At 64.1% G+C, this 21,384-nt stretch carries 16 protein-coding genes and 1 pseudogene; 12 read left to right on the forward strand and 5 right to left on the reverse strand.

All coding sequences use genetic code 11. The annotated features are described in order from the left end of the window. The first annotated feature begins 2 nt into the window (after window positions 1-2). The 6 genes from SOP85_RS19085 to SOP85_RS19110 all read left to right on the forward strand — a co-directional run bounded on the left by SOP85_RS19085 (window position 3) and on the right by SOP85_RS19110 (window position 7,843). Entirely contained in the window at window positions 3-953 is a 951-nt protein-coding gene (locus tag SOP85_RS19085) for a bifunctional OB-fold nucleic acid binding domain-containing protein/MaoC family dehydratase (protein WP_274074669.1), read from the forward strand. A gap of 324 nt (window positions 954-1,277) precedes the next feature. After that, window positions 1,278-2,264, forward strand: coding sequence for a WD40/YVTN/BNR-like repeat-containing protein (locus SOP85_RS19090; RefSeq protein WP_274074670.1), 987 nt, complete (start codon window positions 1,278-1,280; stop codon window positions 2,262-2,264). Window positions 2,265-2,279: 15 nt separating this feature from the next. Beyond that, the gene (locus SOP85_RS19095; protein ID WP_274074671.1) at window positions 2,280-4,712 is read left to right on the forward strand and encodes an efflux RND transporter permease subunit; all 2,433 of its coding nucleotides are present in this window, start codon (window positions 2,280-2,282) and stop codon (window positions 4,710-4,712) included. A gap of 148 nt (window positions 4,713-4,860) precedes the next feature. After that, entirely contained in the window at window positions 4,861-6,096 is a 1,236-nt protein-coding gene (locus tag SOP85_RS19100) for a helix-turn-helix transcriptional regulator (RefSeq protein WP_274074672.1), read from the forward strand. A 133-nt stretch (window positions 6,097-6,229) separates the two neighbouring features. Next, window positions 6,230-6,997: an SDR family oxidoreductase gene (locus tag SOP85_RS19105; RefSeq protein ID WP_323627863.1), complete on the forward strand. Its 768-nt coding sequence runs from the start codon at window positions 6,230-6,232 to the stop codon at window positions 6,995-6,997. A 12-nt stretch (window positions 6,998-7,009) separates the two neighbouring features. Continuing rightward, complete coding sequence (locus SOP85_RS19110) at window positions 7,010-7,843, forward strand: SDR family NAD(P)-dependent oxidoreductase (protein ID WP_274074674.1); 834 nt, start codon at window positions 7,010-7,012, stop codon at window positions 7,841-7,843. 148 nt (window positions 7,844-7,991) lie between these two features. Here the strand turns inward: SOP85_RS19110 and dmpG are convergent, their stop codons facing one another. From dmpG to SOP85_RS19130, 4 genes and pseudogenes are all read right to left on the reverse strand, one after another. After that, window positions 7,992-9,020: a 4-hydroxy-2-oxovalerate aldolase gene (dmpG, locus tag SOP85_RS19115; protein WP_323627864.1), complete on the reverse strand. Its 1,029-nt coding sequence runs from the start codon at window positions 9,018-9,020 to the stop codon at window positions 7,992-7,994. A gap of 10 nt (window positions 9,021-9,030) precedes the next feature. After that, on the reverse strand, window positions 9,031-9,957 hold the full coding sequence (locus SOP85_RS19120; protein WP_323627865.1) for an acetaldehyde dehydrogenase (acetylating): 927 nt from the start codon (window positions 9,955-9,957) through the stop codon (window positions 9,031-9,033). 31 nt (window positions 9,958-9,988) lie between these two features. After that, complete coding sequence (locus SOP85_RS19125) at window positions 9,989-10,780, reverse strand: fumarylacetoacetate hydrolase family protein (RefSeq protein WP_274074677.1); 792 nt, start codon at window positions 10,778-10,780, stop codon at window positions 9,989-9,991. A 75-nt stretch (window positions 10,781-10,855) separates the two neighbouring features. After that, window positions 10,856-11,628: pseudogene (locus SOP85_RS19130) on the reverse strand (glucose 1-dehydrogenase). Window positions 11,629-12,044: 416 nt separating this feature from the next. Here SOP85_RS19130 and SOP85_RS19135 point away from each other — a divergent pair. The 5 genes from SOP85_RS19135 (at window position 12,045) to SOP85_RS19155 (ending at window position 18,983) form a co-directional block, all read left to right on the forward strand. Then, complete coding sequence (locus SOP85_RS19135; protein WP_323627866.1) at window positions 12,045-13,232, forward strand: acyl-CoA dehydrogenase family protein; 1,188 nt, start codon at window positions 12,045-12,047, stop codon at window positions 13,230-13,232. Between the two features lie 78 nt (window positions 13,233-13,310). Further along, window positions 13,311-14,333: a ferredoxin--NADP reductase gene (locus SOP85_RS19140; RefSeq protein WP_274074680.1), complete on the forward strand. Its 1,023-nt coding sequence runs from the start codon at window positions 13,311-13,313 to the stop codon at window positions 14,331-14,333. 31 nt (window positions 14,334-14,364) lie between these two features. Then, window positions 14,365-15,981, forward strand: coding sequence for a FadD3 family acyl-CoA ligase (locus SOP85_RS19145; protein ID WP_274074681.1), 1,617 nt, complete (start codon window positions 14,365-14,367; stop codon window positions 15,979-15,981). Between the two features lie 51 nt (window positions 15,982-16,032). Further along, window positions 16,033-17,679 (forward strand): DUF1302 domain-containing protein, encoded by a 1,647-nt coding sequence (locus tag SOP85_RS19150; RefSeq protein WP_323627867.1) that lies wholly within the window; start codon window positions 16,033-16,035, stop codon window positions 17,677-17,679. A 74-nt stretch (window positions 17,680-17,753) separates the two neighbouring features. Continuing rightward, window positions 17,754-18,983: an NADH:flavin oxidoreductase gene (locus SOP85_RS19155; protein ID WP_274074683.1), complete on the forward strand. Its 1,230-nt coding sequence runs from the start codon at window positions 17,754-17,756 to the stop codon at window positions 18,981-18,983. 557 nt (window positions 18,984-19,540) lie between these two features. Here the strand turns inward: SOP85_RS19155 and SOP85_RS19160 are convergent. Continuing rightward, complete coding sequence (locus SOP85_RS19160) at window positions 19,541-20,374, reverse strand: alpha/beta fold hydrolase (protein WP_274074684.1); 834 nt, start codon at window positions 20,372-20,374, stop codon at window positions 19,541-19,543. Between the two features lie 266 nt (window positions 20,375-20,640). Here SOP85_RS19160 and SOP85_RS19165 point away from each other — a divergent pair, with 266 nt between their 5' ends. Continuing rightward, on the forward strand, window positions 20,641-21,375 hold the full coding sequence (locus SOP85_RS19165) for an SDR family NAD(P)-dependent oxidoreductase (RefSeq protein WP_323627868.1): 735 nt from the start codon (window positions 20,641-20,643) through the stop codon (window positions 21,373-21,375). The last annotated feature ends 9 nt before the right edge of the window (window positions 21,376-21,384 follow it).

Genomic DNA, 21,384 nt, shown 5'->3' on the forward strand with positions numbered 1-21,384 from the left:
ACATGTCCAACAACAAACCGATGCCGGTTGCGACGCCGATTTCCGCGCCCTTCTGGGAGGGCCTGAAGGCTCGCCGCCTGCTGATCCAGCAATGCAACGCCTGTGCGCACTGGAACTTCTACCCGCGCCGGCATTGCCCGGTATGCCTGGAGCATGACCTGGCCTGGCGCGAAGTCGACGGCGCCGCAACGCTGTACAGCTACACCGTGACGCGCATCGCCACCTTGCCCGACTTCATCGATGAGATGCCGCAGAAACTGGCGGTGGTCGAACTGGCCGAAGGGGTGCGCATCAACACCAACCTGGTCGGCCTCGACGAAACCGAGATCCGCATCGGCATGCCCTTGCGGCCGGTGTTTGCCGAAGTCGACGCCAAGGGCAATCGCCTGCTGCGCTTTACTGGCGTGGACAAGGAGGCAGCAGCATTTGAGCCGCTGCCTGCGCAGGACAGTGAACCGGAACCTGCGACCTCGCAACAGCCTGTCGCCCGGCAGATTGACCTCAACGATGGCCCGGCCCTGCAAGAGTTGGTCAGCGAGCAGTTCAGTGACTGGAGCAACGTGGTGGTGGTCGACCAGGCACTGATCGACGCCTTCGCCCAATTGTCGGGCGACGATTACTGGATCCATACCGATCCGGAGCGGGCGCGCCTGCAAAGCCCGTTCGGCGGCACCATCGCCCATGGCGCGCTGGTACAGGTGCTGCAGTCGCGGATGAAACTGGCGCTGGGCTTCGAGATCAGCGGTTTCAGCACCCAGATCAACTACGGCTCCGACCGCCTGCGCTTCCCGGCGCCGGTACCGGCCGGCTCGCGCATCCATTCGCGGGCGCGGGTGAAAAAAGTCGAAATCCTCGCCCGTGGTACCCAACTGACCCTGGAGCTCAACATCCATGTGGTGGGCCAGGACCGGCCGTCGGTGATCAACGATTTGGTGATCCTGTACATGGCCTGATTCCCGCCGAAGATCCCCTGTAGGAGCCGGCTTGCCGGCGATGGCATCCGTAGACCAGTCGGCAATGATGCAGGCAGGTATGGCCCCATCGCGAGCAAGCTCGCTCCCACAGTTGTCCTGCGCCGAACACAACATCCCACCCCACGCCATTCCCGCCATTGCATAAGCCATTTGGACGATGTGCCCCCCCTCCCTTGCGCCGACTATTGCCCCAGAGGCAACGCCCATCTCGATTGCCTCGCATGCCCTGGCGCGTGACAAAAACAAGAGGATCGGCCCTATGACTTGCCTTATCCACGCCAACCCCGAGCAGGAGCGCTGCCCATGCGCTCGGTGATCGGCTACGCGGTTTGCCTGGTGGTCGCCTTGACCATTGGCTACACCTTCTCCCCCAAATCCCCACCGCAAGCGGAACTGCTGGCCACGCGCCCGGACCGTGTGCAGATCAACGGCCTGCTCAATCTTGGCGCGCGCGTGGTCGCCGTGGGCGAGCGGGGCAGCGTCCTGCTCAGCGATGACCAGGGCGTCAGCTGGCAGCCTGCGAGCGTCGCCACCCAGCGCAACGCCACCCTGACCGCCGTGGTGGCACTGGACGACAAGCGCTTGCTGGCCGTCGGGCATGACGGCTGGATCCTGCGTTCCGAGGATGCCGGCAGCAACTGGCAGGAAATGCGCTACGACAGCGACCTGGGCGAACCGCTGCTGGGTATCTGGACCGGCGGTGGCGACAGCGTCATGGCGTTCGGCAGCTTCGGCAAGTTCTATCAATCGGCTGACGCCGGGAAGACCTGGACGCCGCAATCCCTGGACATCGACAACGCCCACCTCAACAGCATGGCCGGTGGCGACGATGGCCGGCGCATGCTGGTGGGCGAGCAGGGCCTGGTCCTGCGCACTACCGACGCCGGCCAGCACTGGCAGAGCTTGCCGGCGTTCTACAGCGGCTCGCTGTTCGGCATCGTGCGCTTGAGCGCGAAGGACTGGGTGACCTATGGCATGCGCGGGCACGTGTTCGTCAGCCACGACTTCGGCGATAGCTGGACCCAGGTCAAGGTCGGCAATCAACTGCCGTTGTATGGCCATGCATTGCTGCCCGACCAATCGGGCCTGGTGATCGTCGGTGCCGGCAGCTCGGTGGTGCGCCTGGATGCACAGGGTGCGCTGGTCGGCGTCGGACGCCTGGCCGGCCTCGGTACGTTGACCTCGGCGACGATGGTCGGCTCGCGGCTGCTGGTCGGTGGCGAGCGCGGCGTATTGCAGGGTTCAAGTGGCAGCGTCGCTGCCCTAGTGGCCACACAGGCCACCCAGTAAATGAGAGGCGGGGCAATGAATCAAGGTAAACACTGGGTGACGCGCTGCGTCGAAACGTGCGCGGACTACCTGATGGCCTGGCGCAAGGGACTGCTGTTGCTATTCGTTCTGGTAACGCTGGGCCTGGGCTACAGCGCCACCCACACGCAACTGGATCCGGGCTTCAACAAACAGATCCCGGTACGTCATGACTTCATGATCAACTTCCTCAAGTTCAGCCATTACTTCACCGGCGCCAACCGCTTCCTGGTGAGCGTACGCTGGAAGGGCGAGGGTGACATTTACAACACCGAGTACCTCGAGACCCTGCGCAAAGTCACCGACGACGTGTTTTTCATCTCCGGGGTCAGCCGCCCCAGTGTGACGTCGCTGTTCACCGCCAACGTGCGCTACATCGAAATCACCGAGGAAGGTTTCTTCGGCGACGTGGTGGTGCCACCGCGCTTCGCCGGCACCCCGGAGGACCTGGCGCAGGTGCGCAGCAACACCGCTGCCTCCGGACAGGTCGGTCGCCTGGTGGCCAACGACCTCAAGTCGGCCATGGTCCGCGCCGACTTGCAGGACATCGACCCCAAGACCGGCCAGCCGGTGTCCTATGTCGAGATCGCCAAGCGCCTGGAAGACATCCGAGCCAAATACAACAGCGCGGATATCGAGATCAACATCGTCGGCTTCGCCAAGCTGGTGGGGGATGTGGTCGAAGGGCTGAACACGGTGATCGGCTTCTTTGTGGTGGCCTTCGTCATTACCGGGTTGCTGCTGTGGCTGTATTCGCGCTCCCTGCGCCTGACGGTGGTGGCGCTGGTGGTGGCGTTGCTTCCGGTGGTCTGGTTGCTCGGCCTGTTGCCGCTGCTGGGCCTGGGTATCGATCCGATGTCGATCCTGGTGCCGTTCCTGATCTTCTCCATCGGCGTGTCCCATGCGGTGCAGATGACCAACGCCTGGAAGCAGGACGTGCTGGCCGGCAGTACATCGAAGGACGCGGCGCGATCGGCGTTCTGCAAGATCTTCATCCCCGGTTCCCTGGCCTTGCTGATGAACGCCCTGGGCTTCGCGGTGATCATGCTGATCGACATTCCCATCGTTCACGAACTGGGGGTGACGGCCTGCATCGGCGTGATGTTGATGATCATCACCAACAAACTGATGCTGCCGGTGATCATTTCGTACTTGCGCCTGGAACCTGCGCTGTTGCGTCGGGCGCAATCGCGTCCGGCGGGCAGGCACCGCCTGTGGTGGCGCCTGTCGGCGCTGGCCGAACCGGGGCCGGCCCTGGGGGTGTTTGTGGTCAGCCTGTTGCTGCTGGCGGCCGGGGCCTACAAGGCCCGCGACCTGGCGGTGGGCGACATTGGCGCCGGTGCGCCGGAGCTGCGGGCCGATTCGCGCTACAACCAGGACAACGCCAGGATCATCAGCAGCTACTCCATCGGGCTTGATGTGATGTCGGTGTTCGTCCAGGTCAATGGCGTCGAAGAAGGTTGCCTGTCGCCGGATGTGATGCGTGCGGTGGAAGCTTTCGATTTCCGCATGCGCACGGTCACCGGCGTGCAGTCGATCCAGAGTGTGGCGGACATGGGCAAGCGGGTGATCGCCGGCAATAACGAAGGCAACCCGCGCTGGGCGGCGATTCCGGGATCGCCCAGGGGCCTGAGCCAGGGCGCGCGGGCCTATATGCCGGATGACGGACTGGTTACCGACGGTTGCCAGCAGATGCAGATCCTGGTGTTCCTGGCCGATCACGAAGGCAGCACCGTCAGCCATGCGATCGCCGAAGCCAAGCGGATCATTGCCGAAGTCAGCTCGCCGCAAGTCGAATTCCTCCTGGCCGGCGGCAACGTCGGGGTGATGGCGGCCTCCAACGAGGCGGTCAAGCGCGCCGAAGTGATCATGCTCGGCGCATTATTCGGATCGGTGGCATTGTTTTGCTGGCTGACCTTCTTGTCGATCCGCGCGGTGCTGTGCATTCTGGTGCCGCTGGCGATTGTCGCGATCCTGTGCAACGCGCTGATGACAATGCTCGGGATCGGCCTGAAAGTCGCAACCTTGCCGGTGATGGCGTTGGGGGTGGGCGTGGGCGTCGACTACGGCATTTACCTGTACGAACGTATCCAGCACGAGATGCTGCGCGGCGCCAACCTGCGGGAGGCGTTCTACGAGGCCATGTGCCAACGCGGTACTGCGGCGGTGTTCACGGCCGTGACCATGTCGATCGGCGTCTGCACCTGGGCGTTCGCACCGCTGAAGTTTCAGGCCGACATGGGTGTGCTGTTGTCGTTCATGTTCCTGGTCAACGTGCTGGGAGCGATTTTCCTCCTGCCGGCATTGGCCGCCTGGTTCAATCGCGGGCGCCCACTGGTGACTGAACGGGTACACGCGCCTGCGCCGGCACAAGGGCAGTTCCGCCTGAAAAACAGCCCGGCGGCGCGTGATACCGCGCACGAAAAATAAACCTGCCGGACCTATTGTGGAGTCCGCAGGCGCTAGTGAAAACTGGCAGGCAAGTAGCAGTCGAGAGGGGGGAACCCAGGGTTCCCCCGGCCGAAATTATAAAAATAACAAGGGAAGGGCGCAGTCCTTACCCGAGCGAGATAAGACTATGCAGAACGCTGACTTGACCCATGAAGCCCTGGCCAGTCTTGGCCTCGACCTCGTGCGCTACAACCAGTTGGTGGGCGAAATCTACGAAGGCGCCCTCGATCCGAAACTGATGGCCACGGCCCTCAGGAGCTTTCTCAAACTCTACGATGCCAACTTCGTCACCCTGATCCTGCGGGTGCCGGATCAACCCGATGTCGGTGTGATGATCATCGTCGGCGACATCGAAGGTGCCGGCGATGTCTGCTACATGACCTACCCGCAAACCAATTCGCCTTTCTCCAATCAGCCGCTGGACCACGTATTCACCGTGGACGACATCATGAGTTCCTCACAGTGGGAGCAGAACGGCTACTTCAAGACATTCTGCGAGCCCCATGACGTGTACCACCTGATGCTGGCCGACATTTCAACCCCGGACGGGGGCAAGCTGCGCTTTCGCATAACCCGCCCGAAACGGGCTCCCAACTTCTCGGCCCATGACCGGGCAGTGTGCGCCAGTTTCCTGCCACACCTGAGGCGTGCCTCGCAGTTGCATAACCTGCTGGATCGCAGCGAATCGCTGAGTGAGTTGTACTCCCAGGCCATCAGCCGCTTATCGGTGGCGACCCTGGTGCTCGACGAGAGCGGCAGCGTGTTGCAGATCAACCCGGTGGCCCAGGAAATCCTGGCCCGCTCCGACGGCTTGAAACTGGTGGGCGGGCGCCTGGAAGCGACGTATCCCAGCGACAACCGTGAATTGCAGCGCCTGATTCGCGGCGCATTCTGCCCGGACGCGCCGAAAAGCGCCGAGGCCATGTCGGTAACGCGGCCGTCGGGGCTGGTCAACCTTGGCGTGGTGGTCGAATCGATTCCGTCCCTGGACTGGGCCGAGGAGAAGGGCCAGCCGGCGGCGCTGGTGTACATCCGCGATGCCTCGAGCAAATCCCTGGCCAGCGAAGTGGTGACCAAGCAGCTGTTCAACCTGACCAAGGCCGAAACCGCCCTGGCCATGGAGCTGGCCAACGGTTTGTCCCTTGAGGAAGCGGCCGAGGTCCTGAATATCCGCCGTAACACTGCGCGGGCGCACTTGCGCTCGATCTTCTCCAAGACCGGCGTGCGGCGCCAGACCGAACTGGTGCGCATCATGCTCAACAGCGTGGTGGCCTTGGGCAAGCCGCAACTGGCGTTGAAAATGACCGAGAAAATCAAGGTGCCCCCGCTGCAACTGGCCGTGCCGATCTATCGCCAGGCCTGAGCCTGCAGACCCGCCGCCGGGCCATCCTGCCCTGCGGCGCGGTCGTTGACGCCGCTTGATTTTAGTCCGCACGGACGATGCCGTCCCGTGATCGCCCTGTCGATACTGGGCGGACCCATCACGGAGAACCACCATGCCAATTACAGCCATCACCGGCAGTGCCTCGGGAATCGGCGCCGCCGTATCCGCCGCCCTGCGCGCCGCCGGCCACCAGGTCATCGGGATCGATCGCAGCAACGCCGAAGTCATCGCCGACCTGTCCACCGCCCAAGGGCGCGACGCCGCCATCGGGCAAGTGCTTGAACTCAGCGGCGGGGTCCTCGACGGGTTGGTCTGCTGCGCCGGCGTCGGTGTCACCGCGCCAAACTGCGGCCTGATTCTGGCGGTCAATTACTTCGGCGTCAGCGGGTTGCTCGACGGCCTGCAAGGGGCGTTGGCCAAGGGCCAACAACCGGCGGCGCTGGTGATCGGTTCCGTTGCGGCGACCCATTCGGGCCCCGACGGCCAACCGCAGATCGAAGCGATGATCGCTGGCGATGAGGCCCAGGCGCTGGTTTTGGCCAACACCCTCGGCCAGCCTCACGTCGCTTATGCCGCCTCCAAATATGCCATCAGCCAGCATGTGCGCAGCCTGGCGGTGAGCTGGGGAAAGCTGGGCCTGCGATTGAACGTGGTGGCGCCGGGCGCGGTAGAAACCCCGTTGCACCAGGCCTCGCTGGACGATGCCCGATTTGGCCAGGCGACCCGCGATTTCGTCGCGCCCCTGGGCCGCGCTGGGCACCCTGAAGAAATTGCCGCAGTGGTAGCCTTCCTGCAATCGCCCCAGGCATCTTTTGTCCATGGCAGCGTCGTGTTCGTCGACGGCGGCATGGACGCCATGGTCCGCGCCCCACGCTTCTAAAAAGGAACTTGCATGAACAAGGTGGCATTCATCACCGGCGCCAGCCGTGGCATCGGTCGCGAGGCGGCGCTGGCGTTCGCCCGCGCCGGTTTCGACCTGGCGATCAGCGCCCGTACCCTCAACGAGGGCGAACAACATGAGCATGCCCTGCGCGATGCCGCGGGAGCACCGCTGGCCGGTAGCCTCAACGGCACTGCCCAGACCTTGCGCGAGCTCGGTTGCCGGGTGCTCGTAGTGCCGATGGACCTGCTCGACAGCGATTCGGCGCTGCATGCCTGCCAGGCGGTGCTGGCCGAGTACGGGCGCATCGACGTGCTGATCAACAATGCGATCTACCAGGGCAGCGACCTCAACGCCGAGTTCATGGACCTGCAGGCCCAGACCCTGGAGCGGATGTTCAAGGGCTACATCCTCACCCCGTTCCTGCTGACCCGGGCGGTGGCCGAACACATGGTGACCCGCGGTGGCGGGGTGGTGATCAACGTCACCTCCGGCGCCGGCGAAAGCGACCCACCGGTGGCGGCGGGCAAGGGTGGCTGGGGTTACGCGTATGGCGCGGGCAAGGCGGCGGTGTCGCGGTTGTCCGGGGTATTGAGCACGGAACTGGGCGAGGCTGGCGTGCGCGCCTATACCCTCAATCCGGGCGTGGTGACCACCGAATCGCTCAAGGCCACCATCGGCGACAAGGGGCTGATTGCCTTACGCGCCGGCAGTGCGCCGCCCCATGTACCGGCGGCGGTGATGTTGTGGCTGGCTACAGACGAACAGGCACCGGGGTTTCAGCGGCGGACCATTGCGGCGCAGCCGTTTGCGTTGGAGCACGGCATCGTCGCCGATTGGCGTTGACGAAAGCGGTGTGCCAGTCGCCCTGGAGGGTGACTGGCATGGCCTCTTCGCGAGCAAGCCCGCTCCCACAGGAGGTTTGTGTCGTGCGCCGCGAATCAAATGTGGGAGCGGGCTTGCTCGCGAAAGCGGTGGATCTGCCAGCAGGGTCTTATGCCTGCCGCCGCTGCCGGGCCAGGGTCATGGCGGTGTCCTCGATCATGTCCTCCTGACCGCCGACCATGCCGCGGCGACCCATTTCAACGAGGATCTCCCGGGCCGACACGCCGTACTTCTTCTCGGCGCGCTTGGCGAACAGCAGGAACGAACCGTAGACCCCGGCGTAACCCATGGTCAGGGCATCGCGGTCGCTGCGGATCGGGAAGTCCATGATCGGCACCACCAGGTCTTCGGCCACGTCCTGGATACCGAACACACTGACGCCGGTGTCGATGCCCATGCGGTCACATACCGCCACCAGCACTTCCATCGGCGTGTTGCCGGCACCGGCACCGAGGCCCGCGCAGGCGGCGTCGATGCGGTTGGCCCCGGCGGCGATCGCGGCGATGGAGTTGGACACGCCCATCGACAGATTGTGGTGGCCATGGAAACCGATCTCGGTTTCCGGCTTGAGGGCCGCGCGCATCGCCGCCACACGGGCGCTGACGTCGTGGGGCAGCAGGTAACCCGCCGAGTCGGTCAGGTAGATGCAGTTGGCGCCGTAGCTTTCCATCAGCAAGCCCTGCTTGACCAGGCCTTCAGGGTTGTTCATGTGGGCCATCATCAGGAAGCCGACAGTGTCCATGCCCAGGCCGCGGGCGTGGGAAATGTGCTGCTCGCTGACGTCAGCCTCGGTGCAATGGGTGGCCACGCGAATGGTGTTGACCCCCAATTCATGGGCCATTTTCAGGTGATCGACGGTGCCGATCCCCGGCAGCAGCAGGGCAGAGACCTTGGCCTTTTTCATCAGCGGGATCACCGCCGACAGATACTCCTCGTCAGTGTGGGCCGGGAAACCGTAGTTCACCGAACTGCCGCCCAGGCCGTCGCCGTGGGTGACTTCGATCAGCGGAACGCCGGCATCGTCGAGGCCGCAGGCGATGTCTTTCATCTGTTGCAGGCTGATCTGATGGCGCTTGGGGTGCATGCCGTCACGCAGGCACATGTCGTGAACGGTGATGCTTTTGCCGCGAAGATCCATGGTCGGCTCCTTATGCGTGGGCGGGTTGGACGGTGGCTTGCAACACCAGCTCGCCCTTGAGGATTTCCTCGGCGAACATCTCGGCGGTGCGCGCCGCGGCGGCGGTCATGATGTCGAGGTTGCCGGCGTACTTGGGCAGGTAGTCACCCAGGCCTTCGACCTCCATGAAGATCGACACCCGGTTGCCTTCAAACACCGGGCCGTTGACCAACTTGTAGCCGGGCACGTAGCGCTGCACTTGCTCGATCATGGCCTCGATGGCGGCGGTGATCGCCGGCTGGTCGGGTTCGCTCTCGGTCAGGCAATGCACGGTGTCGCGCATTATCAGCGGCGGCTCGGCGGGGTTGATGATGATGATCGCCTTGCCTTTCTTCGCGCCGCCGACTTTCTCCACGGCGCTTGAGGTGGTGCGGGTGAATTCGTCGATGTTTTTCCGGGTGCCGGGGCCGACCGATTTCGACGCGGCGGTGGCGATGATCTCGGCGTACTCCACCGGCTGCACGCTGGACACTGCGGCCACCAAAGGAATGGTGGCCTGGCCACCGCAAGTGACCATGTTGACGTTCATCACGCCCAGGCCCAGTTGCGCCTTGAGGTTGACCGGTGGCACGCAGTACGGACCGATGGCTGCCGGGGTCAGGTCAATCATCAACACGCCCAGGGCATTGAGCTTGCGCGAGTTCTGCGCGTGCACGTAGGCCGAGGTGGCATCGAAGGCGATCTGGATCTGGTCTTCGAGGACATGGGGCAGCAGGCCGTCGACCCCGTCGGCGGTGGTTTTCAGGCCCAGCTCGCGGGCCCGTGCCAGGCCTTCGGAGGTGGCGTCGATGCCGACCATCCACACCGGCTCCAGCACCTCGCTGCGCATCAGTTTGTACAACAGGTCGGTGCCGATGTTGCCCGGCCCGATCAGCGCGCATTTGATCTTCTTGCTCATGTTTTTCTGGCTCCTGGAAAGGGAAGGGCGATCACGGGACAAAGCGCAGGCTGGCTTCGCCGAGCCCGGTCATGGACAGGCTGATATGGTCGCCGGCGACCACAGGCACCAGCGGCGCCAGGGCACCGGACAGAATGATTTCGCCACGGCGGAACGGGATGCCCAGCTCGCCCAGGGTATTGGCCAGCCAGGCCACTGCCGCGCAGGGATGACCCTGCACCGCCGAGCCCAGGCCGGAACCCGCCGGTTGGCCGTTCTTGCTCATTTGCATGTGCACGGCAGCGAGGTCCAGCGAGCGCGGGTCGATGTGCTGGCTGCCGAGGGCGAACACGCCGCAGGAGGCGTTGTCGGCGACGGTGTCCTGAATGCGGATCTGCCAGTCGTCGATCCGCGAATCGACAATCTCGAAGCACGGCACGACCCATTGGCTGGCGGCCAGCACGTCTTCGGCGCTGATGCCCGGGCCTTGCAGGTCTTCACCGAGGATGAAGGCGATTTCGCCTTCGGCCCGCGGCTGGATCAGGTTGTAGAGGGCCAGGCTGACATCGCAGCCGTCCTCGACCTGCATGGCGTTGGTGAGGAAGCCGAAATCCGGTTGGTGGACATCGAGCATTTCCTGCACGGCGCGGCTGGTGACCCCGATTTTCTTGCCGATCACTTGCTCGCCGAGGGCTTCGCGGCGTTGCAGGAAGTGCAGGGAAATCCGGTAGGCCTGCTCCAGGGTGATCTGCGGATAACGGCGGGTCAGGGGGGCCAGCGTCTGCCGGCTGCGCAGGGCGTTGAACAGTTCGTCACCGAGCGCGGTGATCAAATGGGCGTCCATGGCGAGGGCTCCAGTGGGGTGGGAGAAAAAAAAGGCCCGCCCCGACATCATCAGGGGCGAGCCCAAAGGAGTGGTTCAGCCTGGCCACACCGACGAGTCGGCACCGCCATCGACATCGATGATCTTGCCGGTCACCCAGGCCGAAGCGGGGCTGGCCAGGTACAGCGCGGCGGCGGCGATGTCCTGCGGGGTGCCCAGGCATTTGAGCGGGTGTTGGCTTCCATGGCCTCGCGCATGGCGGTGGGCATCACGCCGTTCAGTGCTTCGGTGAGGGTCGGGCCGGGGGCGACGGCGTTGACGCGGATCTGCGGCGCGAAGTCCTGGGCCAGCAAGCGGGTCAAGTGGCTGAGGGCCGCCTTGGCTGTACCGTAGGCGCTGAAATGGCGTTGGGCATAACGCGCCGCCACCGAGCTGATATTGATGATGTTGCCGCCACCGGCCTCGCGCATCAGCGGCACGCACAACTGGCAGAAGTCGTAGCTGGTGGTCACGTTGAAATTCAGCACCTGGGCGAACTGCTCAGGGGTCATTGCCAGCGGATCGTTGGGACCGCCGCCGCCTGCGTTGTTGACCAGATGCGTGATGCGGCCCATTTGCTCGACGCTGTGGCGCACCAGTGCCTGGCGTTGCCCGGCATCGTTGACGTCACAGGCGATGGCCAGCGCGCGCCGGCCCAGGCCGCGAACCTCCTCGGCCACGGCCTCTACCTCGTCCAGCGAACGCGCCGAGCACACCACATCGGCGCCGGCTTCGGCATACGCCAGGGCAATCGCCCGCCCGATACCCCGGCCGCTGCCGGTGACGATGGCGACGCTGCCGTGCATCTGGAAACGCTGCAAAATACTCATGGGCCCTTGCTCCGTGGGGTCGATTGTCGATGGATTGAATATCGCCGCAACGGCCGTGGCCAGCATCGTCTCAATGGACTAGCGGGCGGTGTGTGCATATCCATTCCTGCGGTAACGGCCACCCAGGGTTTCGCCCTTTGTAGGAGCGAGCTTGCTCGCGATGGAGGTTAACGATGACGCGGGCAGCCTGACACCCCGCGGTGTTCTCAGGTTTTTCGCGAGCAAGCTCGCTCCTACAAGTGACCCGCCGTCAGGGCGCAACCATGAGCCGTCGTTACCGAAGAAACGGATATACCCGCCAAACCCCGATACCCAACCCCACCCCTAGTCCGCTTTGACGATGAAGGATTACCCGCTCGATCCGATGATCCGTCTCAACTCGCGCAGTGGCGCAGTGAGATCGGGAGAATTGAGTGATGCACAGCATGCGAGAAAAGACCCAGGACGAACATGATCTGCTGGAACGTGCACGCAGCCTGGTGCCGGCACTCAAGGCGCGCACGGCGCAGGCCGACAAGGACTTGAAGGTGCCGGTGGAGAGCGTCCTCGAGTTGCAGTCCGCCGGCTTGTTGCGGGCCTTGCAGCCAAGGGCGTTCGGCGGTTATGAAGTGGATCCGCGGACCTTCTTCGAAATCCAGACCATCCTCGCCGAGGGTTGCATGTCCACGGCGTGGATCTACGGCGTGATGGGGGTTCACCCCTGGCAACTGGCGCGTTACCCGATCGAAGCGCAGCGCGAAGTCTGGGCCGATGACCACAATGCGCTGATCTGCTCGACCTACATGCCGGCGGCCAAGGTCACGGTGGTTGAAGGTGGTTACCGCATCAGCGGGCGCTGGGGTTTCTCCAGCGGCAGCGAACACTGCCAATGGGTGTTCCTGGGAGGCATCCTGCCGCCCGATGGCGACATGCCCGCCGAGCACGGCACCTTCCTGCTGCCGCTCAGCGACTATCAGATCGAACGCAACTGGGACGTGCTGGGCCTGCGCGGCACCGGCAGCCATGACATCGTGGTCGAGGATGTATTCGTCCCGGCCCATCGCGTGCAACGCACCAACAACTGCACCCTCGAAGCGACTCCCGGGCGTCTGGTCAACACCAATCCGATCTACGCGATCCCGTTCGCCCAGGTGTTCTCCCGCGCCGTCTCGACCTCGGCCCTCGGTGCCCTGCAGGGCGCGATCAACGAGTTCCGAGACAACGCCGCCAAACACATCGGCAAGCACGGCGCCCGGACCGCTGACGATCCGGTGGCGCAAACCGCCGTGGCCGAAGCGATGATCACCGTCGACAGCCTGCGCCTGGTGCTCGAGCGCAACTATGACCACCTGATGAGTCTGGCATGTGCCGGCGAGTACCCGGACACCGAGACCCGCCTGCTGTATCGCTACCAGTCGGCCTATGTGACCAACATCTGCGCCGAACGGGCCAACGACCTGCTGCGCAGCATGGCCGCCTCCGGCCTGTACAACACAAACCCGGTGGCGCGGCTGTTCCGCGACCTGCACCAGGCCCGCGGGCACATCGCCAACAACTACATGGCCTACGGGCGCAGCTACGGCGCGGTGCTGCTCGGCCTGCCCAACCCGGACCCTTACGTCTGAGGCCATGGCGAGCGCTTCGACACCCCTGGTTTACACCTGTCCGTGCTGCACGGCCAGGTGGTCATGAGTAGCTGACCTATGAACAATTATCTTGCCCTGCGCGTGGCCCGCGTGATCGAGGAAACCGCCGATGCGCGTTCCCTGGTGTTCGACGTGCCGGAGCACCTGGGCGAACGTTTTCGCTATCAACCAGGCCAGTTCCTGACCTTGCGCGTGCCTTTCGAGGACGGCTGGCTGCCCCGTTGTTATTCATTGTCCAGCACGCCGTTGCTGGATGAGCCGTTGCGGGTAACGGTCAAGCGCGTGCACGAGGGCCGCGCCTCGAACTGGCTGTGCGGCGAGTTGCAGGCCGGCCAGACCCTGGAGGTGCTGCCACCGGCCGGGGTGTTCGTGCCGCGCAGTCTCGACGGCGACTTGCTGCTGTTTGGCGGCGGCAGTGGCGTGACCCCGGTGCTGTCGATCCTGCGTTCGGCGTTGCTCGCGGGAACTGGTCGGGTGCTGCTGATCTATGCCAACCGCGATGAGTCCTCGGTGATTTTCAAGGACGAACTCCGCCAGCTGGCCAGCGCTCATCCGCAACGCCTGCAGATCGTCCATTGGCTCGATTCGGTGCAGGGCATCCCGAGCGTCGGGCAACTGGCGGAGCTGGCGCGGCCGTTCATCGATGCTCAGGCATTCATCTGTGGCCCTGGCCCGTTCATGGACGCGGCGGTCAGCGCGCTCAAGGGCCTGGGCATGCCGGATCGCCGGGTGCACGTCGAGCGCTTCGTCTCGCTGCCCGGTGAAGGCGAGCTGCCGCTGGCGACCAGCAGCGAAGCGGCCGTGGCCGCGCAATTGGCGGTGCGCCTGGACGGAGAAGACCACCAACTGGCCTGCGACAGCGGCGAGACCGTGCTGGCCGCCATGGAGCGTGCCGGCCTAAACCCGCCCAGCGCCTGCCGAGTCGGTGGCTGCGCCTCGTGCATGTGCACCCTGGTAAGCGGCGAGGTCGAGCTGCTGCACAACGATGCACTGGACGCGGGCGACCTGGCCGAAGGCTGGATCCTGGCCTGCCAGGCGGTGCCCACCAGCGCGCAACTGCGTATCCGCTTTCCCGATTGATGCCTTCAATTATGCCCAGCGCGAGCCCACGATGAATCAGAGCCTGAACCTTGCCGCGCCCCTGAGCGCCGCCCCTGCCACCCTTGCCCAATTGGTCTTCAGCAGTGCCGAACGTTTTGCCGGGCGCACGGCCATCGAGGACAACGGCCAATGCATCGACTACGCCGAGCTGCCCGAGCGCGTCATGGGCTTTGCCCGGGGTTTGCTGGCCCTGGGCATCCAGGCCGGCGACCGGATTGGCATCTGGGCGCCGAACAGCGGCGACTGGATCCTCGCGGCGCTGGGCATCCAGTGCGCCGGGGCGGTGCTGGTACCGATCAACACGCGCATGAAGGGCCTTGAGGCCGCCGATGTGCTGGAGCGCAGCGGCTGCCGAGTATTGTTTGTCCAGCAGCGTTTTCTCGACGTGGACTACCCGGCGTTGCTCGCGCCCCATCGGCCGGCCAGCCTCGAACACCTGGTGCTGCTCGATGGCGACACCCCCGGGTTGCCTTCGGACCTGAGCCTTGCCCAGTTCCTGCTCGGCGCGGCGACCATCGATGCAGACAGCGCCAGGCGCCGGGCCATGGAGATCAAGCCCGAGGCCATGTGCGACCTGTTGTTCACCTCCGGCACCACCGGCAAACCCAAGGGCGTGATGAGCGGCCATGGCCAGAACCTGCGGGCCTTCACCGAATACGTCAAGGTCATCGGCCTGCTGCCGGAAGATCGCTACCTGATCGTCAACCCGTTCTTCCATGCGTTCGGCTACAAGGCCGGCTGGCTGACCTGCCTGATCGGCGGAGCGGCCATCCTGCCCCATGCGGTGTTCGACGCCGAGCAGGTGTTCCAGCGCATCGCCCGAGAACGCATCAGCGTGCTGCCCGGTGCTCCGACCCTGTATCTCTCGCTGCTGGCCCATCCGCAGCTGCAGCAGACCGACCTGTCGAGCCTGCGCATCGCGGTGACCGGTTCGGCGAGCATCCCGCCGAGCCTGATCGAGCGCATGCGCAACGAGCTGGGGTTCGCCGTGGTGACCACCGCCTACGGCCTGACCGAATGCGGCGGGCTGGCGACGATATGCGATCCCCAAGACTCGGCGAAGGTTATTGCCGGCACCAGCGGACGGCCGATCGCCGGCACCGAAGTGAGCATCCGCGACCCGCACAACCAGGTGCTGGAGGCCGGGCAGACCGGCGAGATCTGCCTGCGCGGGTTCCACATCATGCAGGGTTATTTCCAGAACCCCGAAGCGACCCGCGAAGCCATCGACGCCGAAGGCTGGCTGCATACCGGCGACGTCGGGCGACTGGACGAGGCGGGCAATCTGATCATCACCGACCGCCTCAAGGACATGTACATCGTCGGCGGCTTCAACTGCTACCCGGCGGAAATCGAAGCCGCGCTGATCAGGCACCCGGCCATTGCCCAGGTGGCGGTGATCGGCATCGCCGATGAGCGCATGGGCGAGGTCGGCTGTGCCTGTGTGGTGCTGCGTGAAGGGCGGCAACTCGACGAGGCGCAACTGATCGCCTGGAGCCGGGAGCAAATGGCCAATTACAAGGTGCCGCGCCAGGTGCGTTTCTTCGACGCCTTGCCACTTAATCCGTCGAGCAAGGTGGCGAAGAACGAACTGCGCGCGGCGCTGGCCAACAGCGTTCCGGCGTAAGGCGCAGCCATCTCGCCAACACGAAAAAAACAACAACAAAAGGAGAGGAGTATGTTCACGGGAAATACTGTCGCGCGCCGTTCGCGGAACCTGAGCGGTGGCCGCTGCCTGTTGGCAACGGCCATCACCATCGCCAGCGCCACGGCCAGCGCCGCACCGAGTATCGAACTGGGGGAGAACACCACCCTGGATTCGTCGCTGACGGTCAACTACACCGCCTCCATGCGCACTGCCAAGCAGGCCAGTCAATACCTCAACGACCCGAACAACGACGACGGCACACGCAACTTCAAGCGCGGCTCGCTGATCAACAACCGCCTGAGCCTGTTCGGCGAGTTGCAACTTCGGCACGACAACCTGGGGGCGGTGCTGCGCGGCAGTCAGTTCTACGACGATGTCTACAACCAGAAGAATGCCAACGACTCGCCGGAAACGGTGAACAAGACCGGCCACAACGACGGCTTCAGCGACGAGACCCGGCGCATGAGCGGCAGCGCGGCGCGACTGCTCGATGCGTATGTGTACGGCAACTTCGAGCTCGGCGAGACCCAGTACCTGTCGCTCAAGGCCGGGCGGCACCTGGTGGCCTGGGGCGAGAGCCTGTTCTGGGCCAACATCAGCCAGGGCCAGGCCCCGGTGGATGCGACCAAGTTCAACGTGCCGGGCACCGAGGCCAAGGACTCGTACCTGCCCGTGGGGCAGGTGTCCGGATCATGGTCGCTGAATGAAGACCTGGCGCTGGTGGGCTACTACCAGTACGAGTGGGAAAAGACCCAGCTCAATCCAGTGGGCGATTATTTCGGCAGCGACACCTTCGGTCCCGGCGCCGAGTTTTTCCGTCTGGGTGCCGGCCAGGTCGACCGTCTGCCCAACGGCCTGGCAGTCGGCTACGCCGGTGAGAAAGACGCCAAGGACAGCGGCCAATGGGGCCTGGGTGTGCGCTACCGGATCACCGAGAACACCGAAGTCGGGCTGTTTCATTACCGCTATAACGAGCGCGTCGGCTCGCTGTTCTTCGACTTCACCGGCACCACCCAATACTCCTCGCTCAAGGGCATCGGGCATGACGGCACTGCGCCGTCCTATCGCCTGGGCTACTTCGAAGACGTCAAGCTGACGGGTGTCAGCTTCAGCTCCAAGGTCGGCGATTCGGTGCAGTACGCCGGTGACCTGAGCTATCGCGATGGCGCCTCGGTCTACCTCAACAATGGCGCGCCGACCACTGGGCAGATCTGGCAGGGCAACCTCAACGCCTCGTACATCCTCGGCCCCAGCCTGCTCGCCCAGCAGACCACCTTCATGGGTGAAGTGGTGCATCAACACATCGACGGAGTGGACAGCCTGACGATCACCGGCGGCGGAGTCGGCGTGGATGGCACCTTCGACCAGTTCGAATCGAAGACCCAGACCCGTGGCTCGACCCTGCTGGGCGTCGGCGCCTACATGGACTACCCGTCCATCGCCACGGGCCTGGACCTGAACACCAAGGTAGTGTGGACGCAGAACGTCGACGGCAGCGCCTACCAGGGCCTGGGGCGCGACGAGAAGCGCCTGACCGTGGGTGGCGACTTCAAGTACCTGGGCAACTTCCAGGTCGGCATGACCTATGTCGCCTACCTGAGCTCGCCGGACGTCGCCCAGGGCCGCTTGCTGGCCGACCGCGACTACCTGTCGTTCAACGCCAAGTACACCTTCTGATGATCATGGCTGCGTCGCGATCCGGTGCCGCAGTCGTTCGCTTTTAGCCTGATAACAATAAAGAGAGGCCTGTCATGAATCCTCGTCCGACGCCATCACCGTTCAGCCCGATCGCAATTGGTCCGTTGACCCTGAAAAACCGTTTCATCAAGGCCGCCACCAACGAGGGCATGAGTGCCCAGGGCGTGCCGTCCAAACAACTGGTCAAGCTGCACTCGGCCCTGGTCGCAGGCGGCACCGCCCTGACCACTGTGGCCTATTGCGCGGTGAGCAGCGATGGTCGCACCTTGCCCAACCAGTTGACCCTCAGCCAATCCAGCCTGCCGCACTTCAAGGCCCTGACCGACGGGGTGCATCAGGCCGGTGGCCTGGCCAGCGCACAGATCACCCATGGTGGTTGCTTCACCTTCATCCGCGAACGCTCGACCAAGCGCCCACTGTCAGCCAGCGGCGGCTTCAACAAGATCGGCTTGATGAGCGGCATGTTCCTCAAGCAGGCGATGAACGAAGACGACATGCGACAAGTGGTGCGCGACTTCGCCCAAGGCGCACGCCTGGCGCGTCAGGCGGGTTTCGATGCCGTGGAGATCCACATGGGCCACGGCTACCTGCTCAGTCAGTTCATTTCGCCGATGTATAACAAGCGTCGCGACCAATACGGCGGCAACCTGGAAAACCGCCTGCGCTTTCCGCGTCGGGTGTTGCGAGCGGTGCTGGATGCAGTCGGCAAGGAGATGGCGGTCATCTGCAAATACAGCGTGACCGAAGGCGTGCGCGCCGGTAACAGCGCCGAAGACGGCGCGCAGATCGCACGCATGCTGGAAGAGGAGGGCGCGCACCTGCTGGTGCTCAGCGCGGGGATGAATGCCGAGTCGATCACCACCATGTTCGGTTCCTCCTTCCCCAAGGAAAACCGCGTGCAGCAGAAGAACAAGATCATCGCCCTGGCCATGGCTATCCAGCGTCGCAAGGAGCCGACCGTGGAATTCCGCGAGCTGTATCTGCTGGAACATGCACGCAAGGTACGTGCGGCGGTGAAAATGCCGTTGGCCTATCTGGGCGGTGCCAAGAGCCTGGCGAGCATCGAGAAAATCATGGCCGAGGGATTTGACCTGGTCGCCATGGGTCGGGTATTGCTGGCCGAAAACGACTACGTCAACAAACTCGCCACTGGCGCCAGCCGCGACTCGATCTGCACCGCCTGCAACCGCTGCGTGGCCATGATGTATACCCCCGGCGGCACCTCCTGCGTACTGGGTAAGCCCGGCGACGCAGTGTTGAACAGCCAGAAGGCGGCAGGGTAACAGATACACCAGGGTTTGGTTTGCCTGTGGGAGCCGGCTTGCTGGCGATGCGATGGTGGCCGTTACGCCGTCATCGCTGGCAAGCCAGCTCCCACAGGTTTTGCGGGGGTATGTTGGGTTCGTGGTGTGACTCACATCTGTAGGAGCCGGCTTGCTGGCGATGCGGTGGTGGCCGTTATGCCGTCATCGCTGGCAAGCCAGCTCCTACAGGATTGCGGGTGTACGCGGATTGTTGGCGGTACGAAAATCTGTAGGAGCCGGCTTGCTGGCGATGCGGTGGTGGCCGTTATACCGTCATCGCTGGCAAGCCAGCTCCTACAGGTTTTGCGGGGGTATGTTGGGTTCGTGGTGTGACACACATCTGTAGGAGCCGGCTTGCTGGCGATGCGGTGGTGGCCGTTATGCCGTCATCGCTGGCAAGCCAGCTCCTACAGGTTTTGTGGGGGTATGTCGGGTTTGTGGTGTGACACACATCTGTAGGAGCCCGCTTGCCGGCGATGGCGGTGGTGACGCTTATGCCACCATCGATGGCAAGCCTCGCACAACGCGTCGCCGGTTCAACCGTGCTGCAGAAACTCAATGCAGCTACGGTTGAACAATTCCCGATGCTCCACCTGAACCCAATGCCCACACCGGTTGAGCACGATGAACCGCGCATTCGGTGCGCCGTCGATGATGCGCTGGGCGCCACTGATTGGGTTGAAGTGGTCGTTGCTGCCCCAGAAGCCAAGGATCGGGCACTGGATCTCGCCCAGGCGCGCTTCCATGTTCGGCACCATCATCGTGCTGAACAGGTTCTTCGGCTGTGTCACCGCCACCGCCACGCGTTCCTGCAGCAGGCTTTCCGGCAGGATCGACGCATCGAACAACTGCAAGCTCATCATGCTGCGCATCTCCTCCATGCCGATGGGGCCGGCGCTGAACAGGCTGACCATGCGCACGATGCCCTCCATCTTGAAGTAGGTCTCGCGCTCCTCGACACCACCCGGTGCCAGCAGGATCAGGCTCTGGGCAAGTTGTGGAAGGCGCAGGGCCAGGCCCAGGGCGATCGCGCCGCCCAGCGAATTGCCCAGCAGCGTGCAACGCCGCACACCGACGGACTCCAAAAACGCCGCCACGCAGTCGACGAAGAAGTCCAGGTTGTACTGCACGTCCTCCGGTTTGTCCGAACGGCCGAAACCCGGCAGGTCGAGCACGATATTGCGATAGCCGGCAGCGACCAATTGCGGGTAGTTGCCCTTGAAGTTGCTGAAGCCACTGGCGCCCGGCCCGCTGCCGTGCAGCCACAGCACCACGGGGCCGGCGCCCTCATCCAGATAGTGCAGGCGCAGGCCGTTGGGCAGGGTCGCGTAATGGCCGACGGGCAGGGGCAGGTCTACGGGTTGGTTCATGGGGTTCTCCATTGTCTGCGGATTCATGAGGCACAACCGCACCAGGCGCTGCGGCAGATTGCTGCAGTGAATTGAAGGGGAATACAGCGCCTGGCGTGGTGCGCGCTAGCGAATGCTGGGCGCTGACGCCGTCATTTACATCGTCCGTTCAGACCACGCGGCGCTAGTCCCATCGGACGATGTGGGCCGAGGCCCTGGCCGCTAATCATGCAAGTGACGGCTCCATTACAGCGGGCCGCAGCGTATTCGCACACTTGGAGATTGCTATGAAGTTACTCGATAAAGTGGCCTTCGTGACCGGTGCCGCCCAAGGCATGGGCCAGGCCATCGTGCGTGGTTTTGTCGCCGAAGGCGCGAAGGTGGTGGCTGTTGACCTGAACCAGGCGGCCCTGGCCGAGAGCCTGGCAGACTTGGGCGACAAGGTGCTCGCCCTGGCCTGCAACGTCGGTGACGGCGCCTCCGTGGCCGATGCCATGGGGCAGGCCGAGGAGCACTTCGGTGGCCTCGACATCCTGGTCAACAACGCCGGCGTGGGCGGGCTGGACAGCTTTCTCGAAACCACGGACGAGAGCTGGGCGCGGGTGATCGGTGTGAACCTGGGCGGCACCTTCCTGTGCTGCCGTGAAGGCGCCAAATTGATGGTCAAGGGTGGCCGCAAGGGCGCGATCATCAACCTCTCCAGCACCGCCGCGCTGACCGGCGAAGGCCCGAGCCACTACTGCGCCTCGAAAGCCGGGGTCATGGGCCTGACCCGTTCGATCGCCCGTGAACTGGCCGCCTGCGGCATCCGCGTCAACACCCTGGTACCAGGGCCGACCAACACCCCGATGATGGCCGGCATTCCCGATGACTACATGCAGGCGCTGCTGAAAAACGTGCCCCTGGGCCGTATGTGCGAGACCGACGAGATCGCCAGGGTCGCGGTGTTCCTGGCTAGCGAAGACGCCAGTTTCATGACCGGGCAGAACATCGCCGTCAACGGCGGCATGGCCTTTATCTGATCAGGGAGT

The sequence above is a fragment of the Pseudomonas sp. YuFO20 genome (assembly GCF_035064975.1).
GTDB classification, from domain to species: Bacteria; Pseudomonadota; Gammaproteobacteria; order Pseudomonadales; family Pseudomonadaceae; genus Aquipseudomonas; species Aquipseudomonas putida_AE.